Source organism: Pseudomonas lalkuanensis, from assembly GCF_008807375.1.
In the GTDB taxonomy this organism is placed as follows: domain Bacteria; phylum Pseudomonadota; class Gammaproteobacteria; order Pseudomonadales; family Pseudomonadaceae; genus Metapseudomonas; species Metapseudomonas lalkuanensis.
Map to the genome: position 1 here is coordinate 388,771 of NZ_CP043311.1, position 18,414 is coordinate 407,184.

Consider the following 18,414-nt stretch of genomic DNA (forward strand, 5'->3'; position numbering starts at 1 on the left):
CGTGTGGGAAAGCATTCGCGAATGAATTCGCTCCCACAAGAATTGCGCTGCGAGCCTGGGATTGCTCCCCTACGCCGCCTTCCCCTCATTCAACAAATGCGCCGCCAGCGTCCTCAACGCCCCCAGCTGCCGGCAGATCAGCCCAAGCTCGGTCTGCACCAGGCGCGGGCGGTCGTCCATGTCTTCGGGAAGCTGCTCCAACGCCTTGGCGAGCGCATCTTCCTCGTCGCGATGGATGCTGATCGGGCGGCGGTCGGTCAGGCCCTGGGCGATGCAGTCCAGGCTCTCGGCAATCTGTTCGGCGGCGTCGTTGATGGTCGGCGTCAGGGCTTCGCCGGGGGTCTCGCTGCGGTGGGCGCCGAGTGCGGAGAGGTAGCTGAGCAGGGTGTGGGAGAGGACCAGGAAACGGAAACCGACATCGGCCTCCTTCCGGAAGTGGCCCGGCTCCATGAGCATGTTGGACAGCGTGGTGGACAGCGCCGCATCCGCGTTGTGGGCGTTGCGCCGGGCCAGGCGGTAGGCCAGGTCGTCGCGCTTGCCGTTGGCGTACTGCAGCATGATCTGCCGCAGGTAGCGGCTGTTGCAGGCGAGGGCGTTGGCCACCACCTGGTTGAGCCGGCGGCCCTGCCAGTCGGGCAGGATGAAGATTACCGCGAGGCCGGCGATCAGGGCGCCGATCAGGGTATCCACGAAGCGCGGCAGGAACAGGCCGTAGCTGTTGCCGACCTGGTTGAAGCAGAACAGCACCATCAGGGTGATGGCGGCCGTGGCCAGGGTGTAGTGGGTCGCGCGGTTGGCGAAGAAGATCACCCCGGCGATCACGGCGAAGGCGGACTGCACCAGGGCGCTGGGGAACAGGTCGAACAGCGCCCAGCCCAGCGCCAGGCCGAGCAGGGTGCCGACGATCCGCTGCACCAGCTTGCGCCGGGTGGCGCCGAAGTTGGGTTGGCAGACGAATACCGTGGTCAGCAGGATCCAGTAACCCTGCTCGGGGTGGATCAGGTGCAGCACGCCATAGCCCGCGGTCAGCGCCACGGCCATGCGCAGGGCATGGCGGAACACCAGGGAGGTGGGCGTGAGGTTCTGCTTGAGGCGTTCCCAGACATCCTTCGGGCCCTTGGGCGAGCGGTCTAGCAGGCTGGCATCCTGGGCTTCGGCAAGGGCGTCGGGATTACTGGCGTCGAGCAGCAGGCGGTCGAGGGTGGCAAGGTTGCGCGCCAGGGCGTTGAGCGAGCGCAGCAGTCCACGCCAGGCCGGATTGCTCTGGATGCGCAGGTGCTCCAGGGATTTGTTCAGGTCTTCCAGGGCCTGGGCGCCGTCCAGGTAGTCGAACGGCTGGCGCATCCGGATGGCCCGCCCCAGGGCCTGGCAGGCGCCACCCTGCTGGCGCAGCAGGCGCTGGCAGCGGAACAGCACATCGCTGTGGAAGAAGGCCTCGGCCAGTTCGTTGTAGGCGTAGTGGGAGGAACTGGCGCGCTCGTGGATGTCCTGGGCGAGGAAATAGAGCTTGAGGTAGCGGCTCACCTTGGGGCCCGGCCGGCCATTGCCGACCCGGTGCAGGATGATCTCCTTGGCCGCATTGAGCGCCGCCACCACCTTGCCGTTCTGCCGTGCCAGCTCCAGGCGTCGTGCTTCCACGTCGAGCTGGCGCACCGGCTCCAGCAGGGCTGATTTCAGCTTGAGGTACTGCCCCAGTTCACGGAACAGCCTGGCCAGGCTCTGCTGCACCGGCTGGTGGGTGAAGAGCGCCTGCCAGAGCACCGACAGCAGGCCGTACCAGGCGGCACCGGCCACCAGCAGCGCGGGCTCCTGCCAGAGGTTGGTGGGTGCGCCGTCGCGCTGGTCCACGCCGATCATGGTGTAGATGGAGAGGATCAGCGTTGCCGAGGCGATGGTGGCGTAGCGCTCGCCAAGGGCGCCGAGCATGGTCAGGCCGAAACTGGCCAGGGCCAGGGCGGCGGCGAAGATCCAGGGGTAGGGGAACAGCAGTTCCACCGAGAGCGAGGCGACGCTGAAGCAGCCGAGGATCACCAGCAGGGCGGTGAGGCGCCCCTGCCAGCTGTCGTCGGTCTCCGCCAGGGCGCTGGCGATGATGCCGAGGAAGAGGGGGATGAGCAGGTCCATGCGGTCCTGCTGCCAGCACAGCGCCATGCTCCCGGTGAGGGCGACGAAGACGCGCAGGCTGTAGCTGAACTTGTCCAGCGCCCAGAGGCGGCGCAGCGTTTGAGTGAATCGGGTCGAGGGCATAGGGGCCTTGTGGGCGAATGTCCGTTGCGGCTGTGCTGCTGGCGACAGCCTAAGGTGAGCGGGAGGCGCTGTCAGCCACCCTGTCGCATTCGATGCCGGGCGACGACGGGAGTCACATGGAGGGGAATGAAAAAATCCGGTACGCGAGTACCTGGACGCGCTGGTGGCCATCCGTAAATTGGTGCAGTCTTGGACACCCGTCGGCCAAACCTGTTCTCGGATGCCCTCGCATGAGACGACGCTGTGGTTTTGCCCTGTTCGCCCTGCTGCTCACTACCGCAAGCGCCTGTGCCGAAACCTTGCGCATGGCCGCCGACCTCTGGCCGCCTTTCACCGATGCCAGCCTGCCGGGTAATGGCCTGGCCGCCGAGCTGGTCAGCACCGCGCTCAAGCGCGCCGGACATCGCCCGGAATATGTCGAAGTGCCCTGGGCCCGTGCCTTGCGCGGGGTCCAGGTGGGCGAGTACGACCTGATCGTCAATGCCTGGTACAGCGATGAACGCGCGCGCTTCGGCCAGTTCTCCCAGCCCTACCTGGCCAATCGCATCCTTTTCCTCAAGCGCAAGGGCAGTGACGTCGACTTCCGGGCGCCGGTCGACCTCAAGCGCTACAGCATCGCCGTGGTGCGCGGATACAGCTACTTGCCGGGTTTCGATGCCGACGCCAGCCTGAACAAGGTACCGGTCAAAGGCTTCCAGATGGCCGCGCGGATGCTGGCCGCCGGGCGCGTTCAGCTGGCCCTGGAAGACGATCTGGTGGCGCGCTACTACCTTGGCCGCGAGCTGGCGGGGGTTCGAGACCAGCTGGAGTTCCTGCCGCGGCCCCTCAGTGAGAACGGCCTGCACATCCTGGTGCGCCGCAGCCACCCTCGCCATCAGCAACTGGTGGATGAGTTCAACCAGGCCATGCAGGCCATGCGCGAGGACGGCACCTATCAGGCCATCTTCGCCCGCCACGGCCTACCCAGCCTTCGATAGGTCCTGGGTCCAAACCCCATCAGAGGATGCGGACCTTGTAGCTACGCCCCTTGATCTTCCCTTCGCTGAGGCGCTTGAGCGCCTGCTTGGCGATGCCGCGTTCCACGGCGACGAAGGCCTGGAAGTCGAAGATGGCGATCTTGCCCACCTGGCTGCCCGGAATCCCGGCTTCGCCGGTGAGGGCGCCGACGATGTCACCGGGGCGCAGCTTCTCCTTGCGACCGCCGTTGATGCACAGGGTGGCCATGGGCGGCAGCAGCGGCTCGCGGTTTTTCACCACCAGCTCGTCGATCCGCTGCCAGTTCAACGGCGCCTGCTGCAGGTCCTCGATGGCTTGCGCGCGGTTGGCCTCGGCCGGCGCCACCAGGCTCAGGGCCATGCCCTTCTCGCCAGCCCGACCACTGCGGCCGACGCGGTGGATATGCACCTCGGGGTCACGGGACAGTTCGACGTTGATCACCGCCTCCAGGCCGGCGATGTCCAGGCCGCGGGCGGCGACGTCGGTGGCCACCAGCACACTGCAGCTCTGGTTGGCGAACAGGGTCAGCACCTGGTCGCGCTCACGTTGTTCCAGGTCCCCATGCAGCGACTGCGCAGAGATGCCGTTGTCGCGCAGGTGGGCTTCCAGTTCCTGGCACTGCTGGCGGGTGTGGCAGAAAGCGACGCAGGACTGCGGGCGCGTGCTCTGCAGCAGGCGCAGCACGGCGTCCATGCGCTGGCGCGGGTCGATCTCGTAGAAGCGCTGCTCGATCTGGCTGTCGTCGTGCAGCGCTTCCACCTTCACCTGCTGCGGCTCGCGCATGAAAGTCCTGGCCAGTTGCGCGATACCGGCCGGGTAGGTGGCGGAGAACAGCAGGGTCTGCCGGCGTGCCGGGAGCTGGCCGATGATGTCGGCGATGCTGTCGTAGAAGCCCATGTCGAGCATGCGGTCGGCTTCGTCCAGCACCAGGGTATTGAGGCCGTCGAGGACCAGGGTGGCCTTGCGCAGGTGCTCCTGCACCCGTCCGGGGGTGCCGACGATGACGTGGGCGCCGTGTTCCAGCGAGCCCACTTGCGGGCCAAAGGGCACGCCGCCGCAGAGGGTCAGCACCTTGATGTTGCCGTGGCCACGGGCCAGGCGGCGGATTTCCTTGGCCACCTGATCGGCCAGTTCACGGGTGGGGCAGAGCACCAGTGCCTGGCAGCCGAAGTAGCGCGGATTGAGCGGTTCCAGCAGGCCGATACCGAAGGCTGCGGTCTTGCCGCTGCCGGTCTTGGCCTGGGCGATCAGGTCCCGGCCCTTGAGGATCAGCGGCAGGGCCTGGGCCTGGATCGGCGTCATGTCGCGGTAGCCCAGGGTCTCCAGGTTGGCCAGGGTGGCTGCGGAGAGGGGCAGGGAAGTAAAGGCGGTGGTGGTCACGGGAGGAGCCTGCAAGTCGAAATGGCGCGCAGTTTAGCAGGCCGCGGCGCGCCACCCCCGTCACTCGTCTGGACCAAGGAGTGCTGGCGCCCGGCTGCTAGGCTTGCCACTATCCATGTCCCACTGTTCCTGCCATGGAAGGAATGTCCCCATGCGGACCCTCTGTGCCCTGCTGTTGAGCTGGCTGAGCGCGACCTCCTGCGTCGCGGCGGAGTGGTTTCCGTTGCAGGTCGAGGTGGATGGCCGCGGGGCCAGCTACCAACCGCTGACCGGGGCGAGCAAGCCCTGGCGCATCTGCGCCCTGCTGCCCCACGGCATGGACCGCTACTGGTGGGGCGTGGCCTGGGGACTGGACGAGGAGGCACAGCGCCAGGGCGTGCAGCTGGGCGTCTACGAAGCCGGCGGTTACCAGTATCCCGATATGCAGCGTGCGCAACTCACCCGTTGCGGCCAGTTGGCCGCCGATGCCTATGTGATCGCCGCCATCAGCGCCAAGGGGCTGTGCGACGAGATCGCCCTGCTGCACCGCGACAAGGTGCCGGTGGTCGACCTGATCAACCGCATCGACTGCCCCGGAATCACCGCCCGCAGCCAGGTGGACTTCGCCGACATGGCCAAGGCCGCCATGGCCTACATCATCGAACACAGCAAGGGGCGAACGGTGCGCGTGGGCTGGCTGCCGGGACCCAAGGACGCCGGCTGGGTGGCCGACGCCGAGCGTGGCATGGCCGAGATGGATACGAGCAGCAAGGTGGCGGTGCTCAACGGCGGCTACGGCCCGGTGGACCGTTCCACCCAGGCGGTGCTGGTGCGCCAGTTGCTGGCCCGCGAACCGGAGCTGGATTACATCCTCGGCAATGCCGAAGCGGCGGCCTTCGCTGGCCAGTTGGTGCGTGCCCGTGGCAGCCGCTACAAGGCCCAGGTGGTTTCGCTCTATGCCACCGAGCGGGTGCTGGAAGCCATCGCCGATGGCACCGTCCTCGCCTCGCCAACGGATGCGCCGGTGATCCAGGCGCGGGTGGCCGTGGACCTGGCGATACGCGCGCTGGAAGGCAAACCTTCGCCGCAGCGGGTCAGCCCGCGAATCGAAGTGATCGACAAGGGCAACCTCAAACGCTTCGACATCAGCCACCTGATGCCGCCCAGCGGGCACTGGATGATCCGGCAGGAACTGCCGGAGTAGGGATGTCAACGCTGGTGCACACGGAATCGGCTGGCTCGATGCCCAACCGCAGGCAGTTTCGCGAATGAATTCGCTCCCACAACGGGTGGCAGTGGCACGAAAATGAAAAGGCCCCTGGTGCAATGCACCAGGGGCCTTTCCTTATAGCCGGAAGCCTTACAGCTTGCGCAGCGGCTCGCCACGCACCGGCTTGTCGCCGGCCACGTAGTAGCTGGCGGTGCTGCGCGGCAGCGGTTTGCGGTTGCGGATCTTATCGGCGATTTTCTCGGCGATCATGATGGTGGTCGCGTTGAGGTTGCCGGTGATGATCTCCGGCATGATCGACGCGTCCACCACCCGCAGGCCTTCCATGCCGTGCACGCGGCCCTGGCCGTCCACCACCGCCATGTCGTCGGTGCCCATCTTGCAGGAGCAGGACGGGTGGAAGGCGGTTTCCGCGTGGGTGCGGATGAACTCGTCCAGTTCGGCGTCGGACTTGAGGTTCGCGCCTGGGCTCAGCTCGCGGCCGCGGTATGGGTCCAGCGCCGGCTGGCCCATGATTTCGCGGGTGATGCGGATGCCGTCGCGGAATTCCTGCCAGTCCTGTTCGTGGGACATGTAGTTGAACAGGATGCTCGGATGCTTGCGCGGGTCCTTGGACTTCAGGTGGATACGGCCACGGCTCGGCGAACGCATGGAGCCCATGTGGGCCTGGAAGCCGTGTTCCTTCACCGCGTTGCTGCCGTTGTAGTTGATCGCCACCGGCAGGAAGTGGAACTGGATGTTCGGCCACTCGAACTGCTCGCGGGTGCGGATGAAGCCGCCGGCCTCGAACTGGTTGCTGGCGCCGAGCCCGGTGCCGAGGAACAGCCACTCGGCACCGATGGCCGGCTGGTTCCACCATTGCAGGGCGGGGAACAGCGACACCGGCTCCTTGCAGGCGTACTGCAGGTACAGCTCCAGGTGGTCCTGCAGGTTGGCGCCTACGCCCGGCAGGTCGTGCACGACCGGCACGTCGAGGTCGCGCAGCAGGGCCGCCGGGCCTACGCCGGAGCGCTGCAGCAGTTGCGGCGAGGCGATGGCGCCGCTGCACACCAGGACTTCGCGACGGGCACGGACGGTGATGGGGTTGTCGTTGTTGCCCTGCAGGTAGGCAACACCCGTGGCCCGCTTGCCGCTGAACAGGATTCGGTCGGTCAGGGCGTGGGTGACGATGGTCAGGTTGGGGCGGCTGCGTGCCTGGTCCAGGTAGCCGCGACCGGTGGCGGCACGGCGGCCTTCCGGGGTCACGGTGCGGTCCATGGGGCCGAAGCCTTCCTGCTGGTAGCCGTTGAGGTCTTCGGTGCGGGGGAAGCCAGCCTGCACACCGGCCTCGACCATGGCGTGGAACAGCGGGTTGTTGCCGGCCTTGGGCGTGGTCACGCTCACCGGGCCGTCGCCGCCGTGGAAGTCGTTCGGACCGATGTCGCGGGTTTCCGCCTTGCGGAAGTAAGGCAGGCAGTCCAGGTAGGTCCAGTCTTCCAGGCCCGGCGTCTTGGCCCAGCCGTCGAAGTCCAGCGCGTTGCCGCGGATGTAGCACATGCCGTTGATCAGCGAGGAGCCTCCCAGGCCCTTGCCACGGCCGCACTCCATGCGGCGGTTGTTCATGAACGGCTCGGGATCGGTCTCGTAGGCCCAGTTGTAGCGGCGGCCCTGCAGCGGATAGGCGAGGGCGGCGGGCATCTGGGTACGGAAATCCATGCGGTAGTCCGGGCCGCCGGCTTCCAGCAGCAGGACGCTGACATCGGAGTCTTCGGTCAGGCGGGTGGCCAGCACGTTACCGGCGGAACCGGCTCCGACGATGATGTAATCGAATTCTTGGGACATGTGACTTACCTGCTAGATAACCCGGGGTCGCCCCCGGGGCACGGCATCTTGTTCTCGGGTGCGGCCCGGTATGCTCCGGGCCGCCTGGGCGCTGGCTCGGGTCAGAACACCGAGTAGTAATCGCCCATCTCGACCTGTACGGATTTGATGCGGGTGTAGTGGGCCAGGGTGGTCAGGCCGTTCTCGCGGCCGACGCCGGACTGCTTGTAGCCGCCCACTGGCATTTCAGCGGGGGACTCGCCCCAGGTGTTGATCCAGCAGATACCGGCTTCCAGCTTGTGGATCACGCGGTGGGCGCGGGCCAGGTCGCGGGTGACGACGCCGGCGGCCAGGCCGTACTCGGTATCGTTGGCGCGGCGGATGACTTCTTCTTCGGTGTCGTAGACCAGGATGCTCATCACCGGGCCGAAGATTTCCTCGCGGACGATGGTCATGTCGTCGGTGCAGTCGCTGAATACGGTCGCGGCCACGTAGGCGCCTTTGGCGTATTCACCGTCGGTGACGCGCTCGCCGCCGATCAGCAGGCGCGCGCCTTCCTTGCGGCCGGTTTCGATGTAGCCGAGCACGCTTTCCATGTGGGCGAAGCTGGTCAGCGGGCCGAAGTTGGTGTTGGCGTCTTCCGGGTTGCCCAGGCGGATGCGCTTGACGCGCTCGATCACCTTGTCTTCGAAGCGGGCCTGCAGGGCGCGCGGCACGAACACGCGGGTGCCGTTGGTGCAGACCTGGCCGGAGCTGAAGAAGTTGGCCATCACGGCAATGTCGGCGGCGCGGTCGAGATCGGCGTCTTCGAAGATGATCAGCGGCGACTTGCCGCCCAGTTCCATGGTCACTTCCTTCAGCGAGGAGCTGGAGGCGCTGGCCATCACTTTCTTGCCGGTGGAGGTGCCGCCGGTGAAGGAAATCTTCTCGATCAGCGGGTGTTCGGTCAGCCACTGGCCGACTTCACGGCCGCTGCCGGTGAGGACGTTGAACACGCCGTCAGGTACGCCGGCTTCGGTGTAGATCTCGGCCAGTTTCAGGGCGGTGAGCGGGGTGACTTCGCTGGGCTTGAAGATCATCGCGTTGCCGGCGGCCAGGGCCGGGGCGGATTTCCACATGGCGATCTGCACCGGGTAGTTCCAGGCGCCGATACCGGCAACCACGCCCAGGGGCTCGCGGCGGGTGTAGACGAAGCTGGTTTCGCGCAGGGGGATCTGCTCGCCTTCGATGGCGGGGATCAGGCCGGCGTAGTACTCGATCACGTCAGCACCGGTGACGATGTCCACGGCGCGGGTTTCGGCCAGCGGCTTGCCGGTGTCCAGGGTTTCCAGCGCGGCCAGCTCGTCGTTGCGCTCACGGAGGATGTCCACGGCGCGACGCAGGATGCGCGAGCGCTGCATGGCGGTCATCGCGGCCCAGACCTTCTGGCCTTCGACGGCAGCGGCGACGGCACGCTCGACGTCGTCCTTGCTGGCGCGCTGGACGTTGGCCAGGACTTCACCAGTGGCCGGGTTGACGGTCTCGAAGGTGGCGCCGCTGGTAGCGTCGACGTAGCGACCGCCAATGTAGAGCTTCTGTTCTTCGAATCGGGCCATGGTGGTTGTCCTCTCTAGGTCTTGTGTTCGCAAGGCTGCCGGGCGGTTCAAGCCGCCTGCTTGGCCAGTTGTTGATCAAGGAATTCGTAGGCAAGCCGGCGGGCCTGCTCGGTATCGAAGGCTTCGCCGGACAGCGCGCCGCGCAGCCAGAGGCCGTCGATCAGGGCGGCCAGGCCGCGAGCGGCGGCACGGGCGCTTCTTGCGTCGAGCTCGCGGCGGAACTGCCAGCAGAGGTTCGAGTAGAGGCGCAGGTCGTTGATGCGCTGCAAACGGCGCAGGGACGGCTGGTGCATGCTGCTGGCCCAGAACGCCAGCCAGGTCTTCATGGCCGGGCCGTTGACCTGGGTCTCGTCGAAGTTGCCGTCGATGATGGAGCGGATGTAGCCACGCGCGCTGTCGTCGCGCATGGTCTCGCGGCGCTTGCGCACCGCGTCCTGCAGATCGTTCATGAGGAAGCGCATGGTGGCTTCCAGCAGGCCGTTCTTGTCCTGGAAGTAGTGGCTGATGATGCCGTTGGAGACCCCGGCGAGCCGCGCAATGTAGGAAATGCTGGCATCGCCCATGCCGACCTGGTCCACCGCCTCGAGCGTGGCGTGGATCAGCTGGGTGCGCCGCAGGGGCTGCATTCCGACTTTTGGCATGGGGTTTCCTCCTCTTCCGGAACCATTCCGGACGGGTTGAAATCCAGCCTACTTTATTTTGATTGATCGTTCAAACAACAAAGAATACGATGCGCACCATGGAACGGGATGCGTCAGTTCGCCGCACCCGATTTCAGGCCTTCTGCCGGCGAAAACCACCCGTCGCCGGCCGCTGGCGCGGGTCTGTCGTTGCGTCCATGAGGCGCCTGCTTTCACTGCCCTGGAATTTCCAAATGAGTAAAGCTCCAACAACAACAAACCACGGGAAGGTGCGCCTGAATCCGGTCGTGTTCTACGGATCCACCGCGCTCATCATGCTTCTCACGGTTGCCTTGATTGCGTTCCCGGAAGACGCCGGTAGTGTGCTCGGCAAGGCCCAGGCCTGGCTGTCGCGAAGCTTCGGCTGGTACTACATGCTGGCGATCGGCGCGTACCTGTTCTTCGTCCTCTATGTCGCCTTTTCCCGTTACGGCAATCTGCGCCTGGGCGCCGACGACAGCCGTCCGGACTTCAGCTACGGCGCCTGGGCCGGGATGCTGTTCTCCTCGGGTATCGGTATTTCGCTGCTGTACTTCGCCGCGTCCGAGCCCATCGACCACCTCTACAACCCGCCGGAAGGCGAGCCGGGCAGCCAGTCCGCCGCGCGCCAGGCATTGCAGCTGACCTTCCTTCACTGGGGTGTGCATGGCTGGGCCATCTACGCATTGGTGGGCCTGGCGGTGGGCTACTTCGCCTATCGCCACAACAAGCCGCTGGCGCTGCGTTCGGCGCTCTACCCGCTGTTCGGCGAACGCCGGATGAAAGGTTCGGTGGGTAACGCGGTGGACTGCTTCGGCATCTTCGTGACCCTGCTGGGCCTGGTGACCAACCTTGGCATCGGTTCGCTGCAGGTGTCTTCCGGCCTGGAATACCTGTTCGGCCTGCCCCACAGCCAGGGCGCATTGCTGGCGGTGATCCTGGTGATGAGCGCGGTGGCCACGCTGGCCGCGGTGTCGGGCATCGAGAAGGGCATCCGCCGCCTGTCCAACCTGAACATCATCCTGTTCAGCGGCCTGCTGGTGTTCGTGCTGCTGGCGGGCCAGACCCTGCACCTGCTCAACGGTTTCGTGCAGAACCTGGGCGACTACCTCAACGGCCTGGTGCTGAAGACTTTCGACCTCTACGTCTACACCGGCCAGTCCGGCAAGAGCGAAGAGTGGATGGGCCTGTGGACCCTGTTCTACTGGGCCTGGTGGATTTCCTGGGCGCCCTTCGTCGGCATGTTCGTGGCCCGTATCTCCCGTGGCCGCACCGTGCGCGAACTGGTCAGCGGCGTGCTGCTGATCCCGCTGGGCTTCACCCTGGCCTGGCTGTCGGTGTTCGGCAACAGCGCCATCGACCTGGTGATGAACCAGAACGCGGCGGACCTCGGCAAGGCGGCGCTGGAACAGCCGGCCATGTCCATCTACCTGCTTCTGGAGCATTACCCCTGGGCGAAGGCGGTGATCGGCCTGTCGATCTGCGTCGGCTTCGTGCTCTTCCTCACCCCGGCCGACTCCGGCTCGGTGATGCTGGCCAACCTGTCCCGCGAGGAAGGCGACCTGGACGAAGACGCGCCCAACTGGCTGCGTATCTTCTGGTCCGTGGTGGTGACCCTGGCGACCATCGGCCTGCTGTTCGCGGGTAACTTCACCGCGATGCAGACGGTGGTGGTGCTGGCCGGCCTGCCGTTCTCGGTGGTGCTGCTGCTGTACATGTTCGCCCTGCTCAAGCAGATGAAGGAGGATGTGGCAGCGATGGAGCATGCGCCGAAGCACCCGAAAGTCGTCCAGTTGCATGGCGAAGCGGCCTGATCGGCCAACCGCCTGAACTGAAAAAGCCCGGTCTCTGGACCGGGCTTTTTTATGGGTCTGTGGGAGCGAATTCATTCGCGAATGAATTCGCTCCCACAGGACGGCATCACTTCTCCACCTTGGCCAACTGCTGATCCAGGTACTCGTAGGCGATGTGCAGCGCCTGCTCGACGTTGAAGGCATCACCCGACAGGGCGCCGCGCAGCCACAGGCCATCGATCAGCGCGGCCAGGCCACGGGCAGCGGAGCGGGCCTGGTCCTGGGGCAGGGCGCGGCGCAGTTCGCAGCACAGGTTGGAATACAGGCGGTGGTCGTTGATCCGCTGCAGGCGGCGCAGGGAGGGCTGGTGCATGCTGGCGGCCCAGAAGGCCAGCCAGGTCTTCATTGCCGGTCCGCTGACCTGGCTGTCGTCGAAGTTGCCGGCGACGATGGCCCGCAGGTGCTCGCGCGGGGTGTCGTCGTGCAAGGCGGAGCGACGCTGGCGCACAGCGCTGCTGAGCGCGGCCATCAAGTGGCGCATGGTGGCTTCCAGCAGGCCGTTCTTGTCCTGGAAGTAATGGCTGATGATGCCGTTGGAGACCCCGGCAACACGGGCGATGTAGGCGATGCTGGCATCGCTGAGGCCCACCTGGTCGACGGCTTCGAGGGTGGCCTGGATCAACTGCGAGCGGCGGATCGGCTGCATTCCGACCTTGGGCATCGGGTATTTCCACCATTTTGTGCGGGAATCGGGAGCGCGCAGTCTAGGGGGAAATTGATTGATCGATCAATCGATGGGGTTTATCGGGGCGGCGAGGCTCCCACAAAAAGCAGAACGCCCCCGCGGGCGGTGGCCGGCGGGGGCGTCCGGGGCGAGGTGGCTGCTTACTTCAACCACTCAGCCACGCGTTGCGGATTCTTGGCGATCCAGTCCTTGGCAGCGGCTTCCGGCTTGGCGCCTTCGCGGATGGCCAGCATCACCGCACCCACTTCCTCGCCGTTCCAGGAGAACTTCTTCAGGAATGCGGTGGCGTCGGCGGCCTTGGCTTCCAGGCCAGGGTTGACCACGGTGTCGACGTGCTCGTCATCGCCATAGACCTTTTTCGGGTCTTCCAGGAAGCGCAGTTTCCACTTGGCGAACATCCAGTGCGGAATCCAGCCGGTCACCACGATCGGTTTCTGGGCCTTCTCGGCACGGGTCAGGGCGGTGGCCATGGCCGGGCCGGAGCTGGGCATCAGCTTGATGTCGAGGTTGTACTGCTTGATCGCGTCTTCGGTGCGGCGCATCACGCCGGCGCCGGCGTCGATGCCGGTGATCTTGCCGTCGAAGTCGGCCTTGTAGGTGTTCAGGTCATCGATGGACTTGGCCTTCACATAATCCGGAACGATCAGGCCGATCTTGGCGCCGGTGTAGTTCGAGCCCAGCACCACCACCTTGTCCTTGAGCTTGGCGTAGTACTCGCCGTGGGTGGCCGGCAGCCAGGCGGAGAGGGTGGCGTCCAGGTCGCCACGGGCCACGCCTTGCCACATGATGGCCGGCTCGACGGGTTTCAGCTCGACGCCGTAACCGAGTTTCTCCTTGAGGATTTCGCCGGCGACGTAGGTGGCGGCGACGCTGTCGTCCCAGCCGTTCACGAAGCCGATCTTCAGGGTCGGTTTGTCAGCGGCGTTGGCCATGCCCATGCCAAGGGCAAGGGCGGCGACGCCGAGGGTCTTGAGGTACAGGGATTTCATCTTGCGCATACGTATTGCTCCATCAGGTGGGATTGGCAGCCAACTACGTGGTCGGTGACCCGTTCTGAGGCGGGGTTCGCGACAGTGCCCTTCGCGGCCCGTTGCCGGGCCACGATTGGCGAATTGCAAGGAAACGGGCTCCTGTGGGAGGAGCCCCGGGGTATTACAGGCCGATGTGTTTCTTCACGGCGGCGGCGCCGTCCTGGCCATCGAAGGTGGTGACGCCGGCGAGCCACTTGTCCAGCACGGCCGGGTTGGCCTTGAGCCAGGTGGTGGCGACTTTCACCGGGTCTTCCTTCTCCAGGATCTTCTCCATCAGCTGGCTTTCCATCTGCACATTGAACTGCAGATTGTTCAGCAGCTTGCCGACGTTGGCGCAACGCTGTTCATAGTCCGGCGGCACCACGGTGTAGACCTTGGCGGCGCCGTAGTCGGGACCGAACACGTCGTCGCCACCGGCCAGGTAGGTGATGTCGAACTGGGTGTTCATCGGGTGCGGTGCCCAGCCGAGGAACACCACCGGTTCCTTCTTCTTCACGGCGCGCTGGACCTGTACCAGCATGCCGGCTTCGGAAGACTCGACCATGCGGAACTGGCCCAGGCCGAACTGGTCGCCCTTGATCATCTTGTCGATCAGCAGGTTGCCGTCGTTGCCCGGTTCGATGCCGTAGATCTTGCCGCCGAGCTGGTCCTTGAACTTGGCGATGTCCTGGAAGCTCTTCAGGCCGGCCTCAGCCGCGTAGGTGGGAACCGCCAGGGTGTACTTGGCGCCTTCCAGGTTCGGGGTCGCCAGCACCTTCACGCCATTGTCCTTGGTGAAGGGCTCGATCACCGCGTCCATGGAGGGCGCCCAGTAGCCGAGGAAGACGTCGATCTGCTTGTTCTTCACACCGGTGAAGGCGATGGGCACGGACGCCATGATCTTGCGCGGGGTGTAGCCCAATCCCTCGGTCAGCACCATGGCCACGCCGGTGGTGGCGGCGATGTCGGCCCAGCCGATTTCGGCGAAACGGACCTGCTTGCAGCTCTGCGGCTCCTGGGCCCAGGCACCCTGGGCCAGCGCGCAGGCCAGAAGGCCCAGTGCAGCGACTTTTTTCATTTTTTTCATTAGCGACTCCCTGACATTGAAAGGTGAAGCGTTCTTAGTGCGCTTGCTGCCGCTGCAATCTGGCGCCGAGTCGACCGAAAACGCGACCACGAGTCGCGGTCTGGCGGGTGCCGAAGCTTTCGGTGATACGGTCGAGAATGATTGCCAGCAGTACCACTGCCATGCCGCTTTCGAAGCCCAGGCCGATGTCCAGGCGCTGGATACTGGCGAGCACGTCGTTACCCAGGCCACCGGCGCCGACCATCGACGCGATGATCACCATGGACAACGCCATCATGATGGTCTGGTTCACGCCGGCCATGATCGACGGCATGGCGTTCGGCAGCTGCACTTTGTATAGCAGCTGCCAACTGGTGCAGCCGAAGGATTGGCCGGCTTCGACGATTTCCTTGTTCACCTGGCGGATACCCAGCGCGGTCAGGCGCACCGCCGGAGGCATGGCGAAGATCACGGTGGCGATGATGCCGGGCACACGGCCCAGGCCGAAGAGCATCGCCGCCGGGATCAGGTAAACGAACGCAGGCATGGTCTGCATGAAGTCCAGCACCGGACGGATCACATAGGCCACGCGCTCGCTCTTGGCGGCCCAGATGCCCAGCGGAATGCCGAGCAGCAGGCTGATCAGGGTCGAGGAGAAGGTCAGGCCGAGGGTGACCACGGTCTGTTCCCAGAACCCGGTCATCACGATCAGGATCAGCGAAACCGCGGTGAAGACCGCGAACTTGGCGCCGATGCGCCAGAAGCCGAGGCCCACGAACACGGCGATGATTACCCAGGCCGGCGGCCAGAGCAGGAAGCGCTCGATCAGCTCGGAGAAGCCGCTGACCACATTGCCGACGCTTTCGAAGGCGCCACTGTAGTTTTCGAGCAGGTGCTGGACGACGTCATTCACCCAGCTGCCAAGATCCAGTTTCTCGCTCATCGTCATTCTCCCCGCAGGCGGCTCAGCAGGCGGCCTTTGCTGATCGCGCCGCTATAGCGGCCACTCTGGTCGACCACCGGGATCGGCCCTTCGTTTATCACCAGGCGCTGGATGACGCTGTCGAGTGGCAGGTCTTCCGGTACCGGATCGATGTGCTTGAGCAGGCTCTGCTCCAGATCCAGGGTCCGGCCGCCCTCTACCAGCAGGGCGATCTTTTCCAGGCTGATGGAGCCACGGAAGTTGTTCTTCTCGTCGACGATGAAGGCGTAGTGCTTGTCCATGGCCTGCAGCTTCTGGCAGACCGTCTGGGCATCCGGCGCCTTGCCGTTGTGCACGAACAGCGGAACGCTGTCGGATTTGAGCTGGCCGGCGGTGAGGTAGCGGCTGGTGTCGACCGTGTTGAAGAAGTTGCGCACGTATTCGTTGGCGGGGTTCTCGATGATCTCCTGGGGCGTGCCCACCTGGATCAGCTTGCCGCCTTCCATGATGCCGATGCGCGAACCGATACGCATGGCCTCTTCGATGTCGTGGGACACGAAGATGATGGTGCGGCTGTGCTTCTTCTGCAGGTCCAGCAGCACGTCCTGCATTTCGCGGCGCTTGAGCGGGTCGAGCGCGGAGAAGGCCTCGTCCATGATGATCATCGACGGGTCCACGGCCAGGGCGCGGGCCAGGCCGACGCGCTGCTGCATGCCACCCGAGAGCTCATGGGGATACTTGTGGGCGAAGCTGGCCAGACCCACCTGCTCCAGCACTTCCATGGCGCGCTTCTCGCGTTCCTTCTTGCCCTTGCCGGCCACTTCCAGGCCGAAGGCTGCGTTGTCCAGCACGCAGCGCGACGGCATCAGGGCGAAGGACTGGAACACCATGCTCATGTCGCGGCGGCGCAGGTCGATCAATTGCGACTTGGGCAGCTTGGCGACGTTCTGGCCGTCGATGAACACATCGCCAGCGGTGGGTTCGATGAGACGGTTGATCAGACGGATCAGGGTCGACTTGCCCGAACCCGACAGGCCCATCAGCACGAAGATCTCACCCTCGTTGACGCTGAAGGACACATCGCTGACGCCGATCACGGCGCCACGTTCGGCCAGGATCTTTTCCTTGCTCCAGCCTTGCTTGAGTAGATCGATTGCTTCTTGTGGTTGTTGCCCGAAAACCTTGTAGAGGTTTTGAACCACGATCTTTCCAGACTGCATGGGATATTTCCCCTTCAGTAGACATCCAGGTCAGCTACACGGAGCCAGAACGGGCGCTCGACGACGCCCAGCCTGGTGATGCCGACTGTCTTGCCTGTGTGGATAACAATGTTTCGAGAACCTGACAGCCCTCTGGCAGTGTTACGAAACCCATTCCCTGGGCGGGTTCAGCACCTCGGCCAGAGGTGCGCGTACTTCCGAAATTTTTTATTAGGCCGACCTCTATTCGGGGGGAGGTCGCCGCTTGTGTTCTTCGGTCCGGAGCGGAGTGCTCACGGTCTGCCGGTCCACGGGAGCCGACAGCGACGAAATCGGGTGACTCAACGATAAAGCCTTGAGGCCTTCGCAATTGTCGGTTTGCGACGTTCATATATTGAGCGGCGACATGGCCGATGATATCGCTGGATGCGCCGTGTCACGGCGCTTCCAACTGCGTAAGTGCTGTCGGCAGGGGACCGCCGTCACGCGCGGTGACGCCCTGCAGCCAGGCGGTCAGCGTGTCGGGATTGGCTTTCAGCCAGGCCTTCGCTTCGCGCCTGCGGTTGGTGCTCTGGTTAAGTATGGCCTCCATCAGGTGGTTCTCCATGGCCAGGCTGAATTTGAGGTTCTTCAGCAGTCGTCCGAGGTTGGGGCACTCCTGGGTCAGGCCCTTGCGCACATTGGTATAGACGGTGGCGCCGCCGTAATCCGGGCCGAACCAGTCATCGCCGCCGGCCAGGTAATGCATGTTCAGCTGATTGTTCATCGGGTGCGGTTCCCAACCGAGGAAGACCGCCCACTGGTTGAGGTGCTCGGCACGCTTGACCTGGGACAGCATGCCGCTTTCGCTGGACTCCACCAGTTTGAAGTCGCCGAGGTTGAAGGCGTTCTCCTTGATCATCTTGCCGATCAGTTTGTTGCCGTCGTTGCCGGGCTCGATGCCGTAGATCTTGCCGCCCAGCTGTTCCTTGAACTTGGCCAGGTCGGCGAAGCTCTTCAGGCCGCCGTCCCAGGCCGCCTGGTTGACCGCCAGGGTGTACTTGGCGCCGACGAGGTTGGCCCCCAGGGTTTCTACCGTGCCGTTCTCCCGATAGGGGCGGATGTCGTTTTCCATGCTCGGCATCCAGTTGCCGAGGAACACATCGATCTTTCCTTCGCCGAGGGCCTTGTAGGTGTCCGGCACCGACAGGCGCTTGACCTTGGTGACGTAGCCGAGCTCGGCTAGCACATGACGGGTGACGGCGGTGGTGACAGTAATGTCGCTCCAGCCGACGTCGGCAAAATGCACGGTGGAACAGCGCTCTGGGTCGGTGGCGGCGAGGGTCGCCTGGGTGCTGAAAAGAGATACGGCCAGCAGCGTCGTTGCCAGCAGGGGAATAGTGGGTCGAGTCATGGAAGGGGTCCGTCCACAGCAGGTTTTATTGTCGTTCTCCGGACTCGCGTGGCTGTCGGACTGCTGCAGGCCCCCGCCCCCGGGCGGCGGAATGATGCGGGCCAGACGCGTCGCCTGACTACCGACCCGGTCGCACCCAGAACGTATCTGTCGCGGCTGATGCAAGGCAACAGGTGGGAGCACAGGATCAGTTGTGGGAGCGATTTCAATCGCGATTGCAGGCCGCAGGCCTGCCCCTCACCACCCCATAGGACCGCTGCGTACACCTTTCGCGAATGAATTCGCTCCCACAAGGTCCAGGCCATTCCGTGCAACGAGCACGACGTATTTGGATACGAGCAAGTCGGTGTGGGAAGTCCTCGAGCCGGCGAAATGCCGATCATGTCCGGCAAGTGTGATCCC

The 18,414-nt window shown here is 64.8% G+C and carries 14 protein-coding genes; 3 read left to right on the forward strand and 11 right to left on the reverse strand.

The window, feature by feature from the left end:
• Positions 1 to 69: 69 nt before the first annotated feature.
• Positions 70 to 2,247 carry a YccS family putative transporter gene (gene yccS / locus FXN65_RS01840; protein ID WP_151131392.1) on the reverse strand — a complete coding sequence of 726 codons (2,178 nt, stop codon included), beginning with the start codon at positions 2,245 to 2,247 and terminating at the stop codon, positions 70 to 72.
• Between the two features lie 230 nt (positions 2,248 to 2,477).
• Between yccS and FXN65_RS01845 the strand changes: the two genes are divergently transcribed.
• Positions 2,478 to 3,224 carry a substrate-binding periplasmic protein gene (locus tag FXN65_RS01845; protein ID WP_151131393.1) on the forward strand — a complete coding sequence of 249 codons (747 nt, stop codon included), beginning with the start codon at positions 2,478 to 2,480 and terminating at the stop codon, positions 3,222 to 3,224.
• 19 nt (positions 3,225 to 3,243) lie between these two features.
• On the opposite strand, the gene dbpA is transcribed toward FXN65_RS01845, so the two are convergent.
• Positions 3,244 to 4,623 (reverse strand): ATP-dependent RNA helicase DbpA, encoded by a 1,380-nt coding sequence (dbpA, locus tag FXN65_RS01850; RefSeq protein ID WP_151131394.1) that lies wholly within the window; start codon positions 4,621 to 4,623, stop codon positions 3,244 to 3,246.
• Between the two features lie 151 nt (positions 4,624 to 4,774).
• Between dbpA and torT the strand changes: the two genes are divergently transcribed.
• Complete coding sequence (gene torT / locus FXN65_RS01855; protein ID WP_151131395.1) at positions 4,775 to 5,806, forward strand: TMAO reductase system periplasmic protein TorT; 1,032 nt, start codon at positions 4,775 to 4,777, stop codon at positions 5,804 to 5,806.
• A 156-nt stretch (positions 5,807 to 5,962) separates the two neighbouring features.
• On the opposite strand, the gene betA is transcribed toward torT, so the two are convergent.
• From betA to betI (FXN65_RS01870), 3 genes are all read right to left on the reverse strand, one after another.
• Positions 5,963 to 7,651 (reverse strand): choline dehydrogenase, encoded by a 1,689-nt coding sequence (betA, locus tag FXN65_RS01860; RefSeq protein WP_151131396.1) that lies wholly within the window; start codon positions 7,649 to 7,651, stop codon positions 5,963 to 5,965.
• 101 nt (positions 7,652 to 7,752) lie between these two features.
• Positions 7,753 to 9,225 (reverse strand): betaine-aldehyde dehydrogenase, encoded by a 1,473-nt coding sequence (gene betB / locus FXN65_RS01865; protein WP_151131397.1) that lies wholly within the window; start codon positions 9,223 to 9,225, stop codon positions 7,753 to 7,755.
• 47 nt (positions 9,226 to 9,272) lie between these two features.
• Entirely contained in the window at positions 9,273 to 9,866 is a 594-nt protein-coding gene (betI, locus tag FXN65_RS01870; protein WP_044871126.1) for a transcriptional regulator BetI, read from the reverse strand.
• 287 nt (positions 9,867 to 10,153) lie between these two features.
• Between betI (FXN65_RS01870) and FXN65_RS01875 the strand changes: the two genes are divergently transcribed.
• Positions 10,154 to 11,698 (forward strand): BCCT family transporter, encoded by a 1,545-nt coding sequence (locus FXN65_RS01875; protein WP_151131398.1) that lies wholly within the window; start codon positions 10,154 to 10,156, stop codon positions 11,696 to 11,698.
• A gap of 106 nt (positions 11,699 to 11,804) precedes the next feature.
• Here FXN65_RS01875 and betI (FXN65_RS01880) read toward each other — a convergent pair whose 3' ends face one another.
• The 6 genes from betI (FXN65_RS01880) to FXN65_RS01905 form a co-directional block, all read right to left on the reverse strand.
• A complete protein-coding gene (gene betI, locus FXN65_RS01880) occupies positions 11,805 to 12,398 on the reverse strand; it encodes a transcriptional regulator BetI (protein WP_151131399.1) in 594 nt (197 codons plus the stop codon).
• 164 nt (positions 12,399 to 12,562) lie between these two features.
• On the reverse strand, positions 12,563 to 13,420 hold the full coding sequence (locus FXN65_RS01885; RefSeq protein ID WP_151131400.1) for a glycine betaine ABC transporter substrate-binding protein: 858 nt from the start codon (positions 13,418 to 13,420) through the stop codon (positions 12,563 to 12,565).
• A 154-nt stretch (positions 13,421 to 13,574) separates the two neighbouring features.
• Complete coding sequence (locus tag FXN65_RS01890) at positions 13,575 to 14,519, reverse strand: choline ABC transporter substrate-binding protein (RefSeq protein ID WP_151131401.1); 945 nt, start codon at positions 14,517 to 14,519, stop codon at positions 13,575 to 13,577.
• 34 nt (positions 14,520 to 14,553) lie between these two features.
• A complete protein-coding gene (locus FXN65_RS01895; protein WP_151131402.1) occupies positions 14,554 to 15,441 on the reverse strand; it encodes an ABC transporter permease in 888 nt (295 codons plus the stop codon).
• Between the two features lie 2 nt (positions 15,442 to 15,443).
• Entirely contained in the window at positions 15,444 to 16,640 is a 1,197-nt protein-coding gene (locus tag FXN65_RS01900) for a quaternary amine ABC transporter ATP-binding protein (protein ID WP_151131403.1), read from the reverse strand.
• A 415-nt stretch (positions 16,641 to 17,055) separates the two neighbouring features.
• Positions 17,056 to 18,012, reverse strand: coding sequence for a choline ABC transporter substrate-binding protein (locus FXN65_RS01905; protein WP_151131404.1), 957 nt, complete (start codon positions 18,010 to 18,012; stop codon positions 17,056 to 17,058).
• Between the last annotated feature and the right edge of the window lie 402 nt (positions 18,013 to 18,414).

Coding starts and splice junctions, on each gene's coding strand:
- betB (WP_151131397.1), bottom strand. CDS start 9,225: ATGGCCCGATTCGAAGAACAGAAGCTCTACATTGGCGGTCGCTACGTC.
- yccS (WP_151131392.1), bottom strand. CDS start 2,247: ATGCCCTCGACCCGATTCACTCAAACGCTGCGCCGCCTCTGGGCGCTG.
- torT (WP_151131395.1), top strand. CDS start 4,775: ATGCGGACCCTCTGTGCCCTGCTGTTGAGCTGGCTGAGCGCGACCTCC.
- betI (WP_151131399.1), bottom strand. CDS start 12,398: ATGCCCAAGGTCGGAATGCAGCCGATCCGCCGCTCGCAGTTGATCCAG.
- FXN65_RS01900 (WP_151131403.1), bottom strand. CDS start 16,640: ATGCAGTCTGGAAAGATCGTGGTTCAAAACCTCTACAAGGTTTTCGGG.
- betI (WP_044871126.1), bottom strand. CDS start 9,866: ATGCCAAAAGTCGGAATGCAGCCCCTGCGGCGCACCCAGCTGATCCAC.
- FXN65_RS01845 (WP_151131393.1), top strand. CDS start 2,478: ATGAGACGACGCTGTGGTTTTGCCCTGTTCGCCCTGCTGCTCACTACC.
- betA (WP_151131396.1), bottom strand. CDS start 7,651: ATGTCCCAAGAATTCGATTACATCATCGTCGGAGCCGGTTCCGCCGGT.
- FXN65_RS01905 (WP_151131404.1), bottom strand. CDS start 18,012: ATGACTCGACCCACTATTCCCCTGCTGGCAACGACGCTGCTGGCCGTA.
- FXN65_RS01890 (WP_151131401.1), bottom strand. CDS start 14,519: ATGAAAAAAATGAAAAAAGTCGCTGCACTGGGCCTTCTGGCCTGCGCG.
- FXN65_RS01885 (WP_151131400.1), bottom strand. CDS start 13,420: ATGCGCAAGATGAAATCCCTGTACCTCAAGACCCTCGGCGTCGCCGCC.
- FXN65_RS01895 (WP_151131402.1), bottom strand. CDS start 15,441: ATGAGCGAGAAACTGGATCTTGGCAGCTGGGTGAATGACGTCGTCCAG.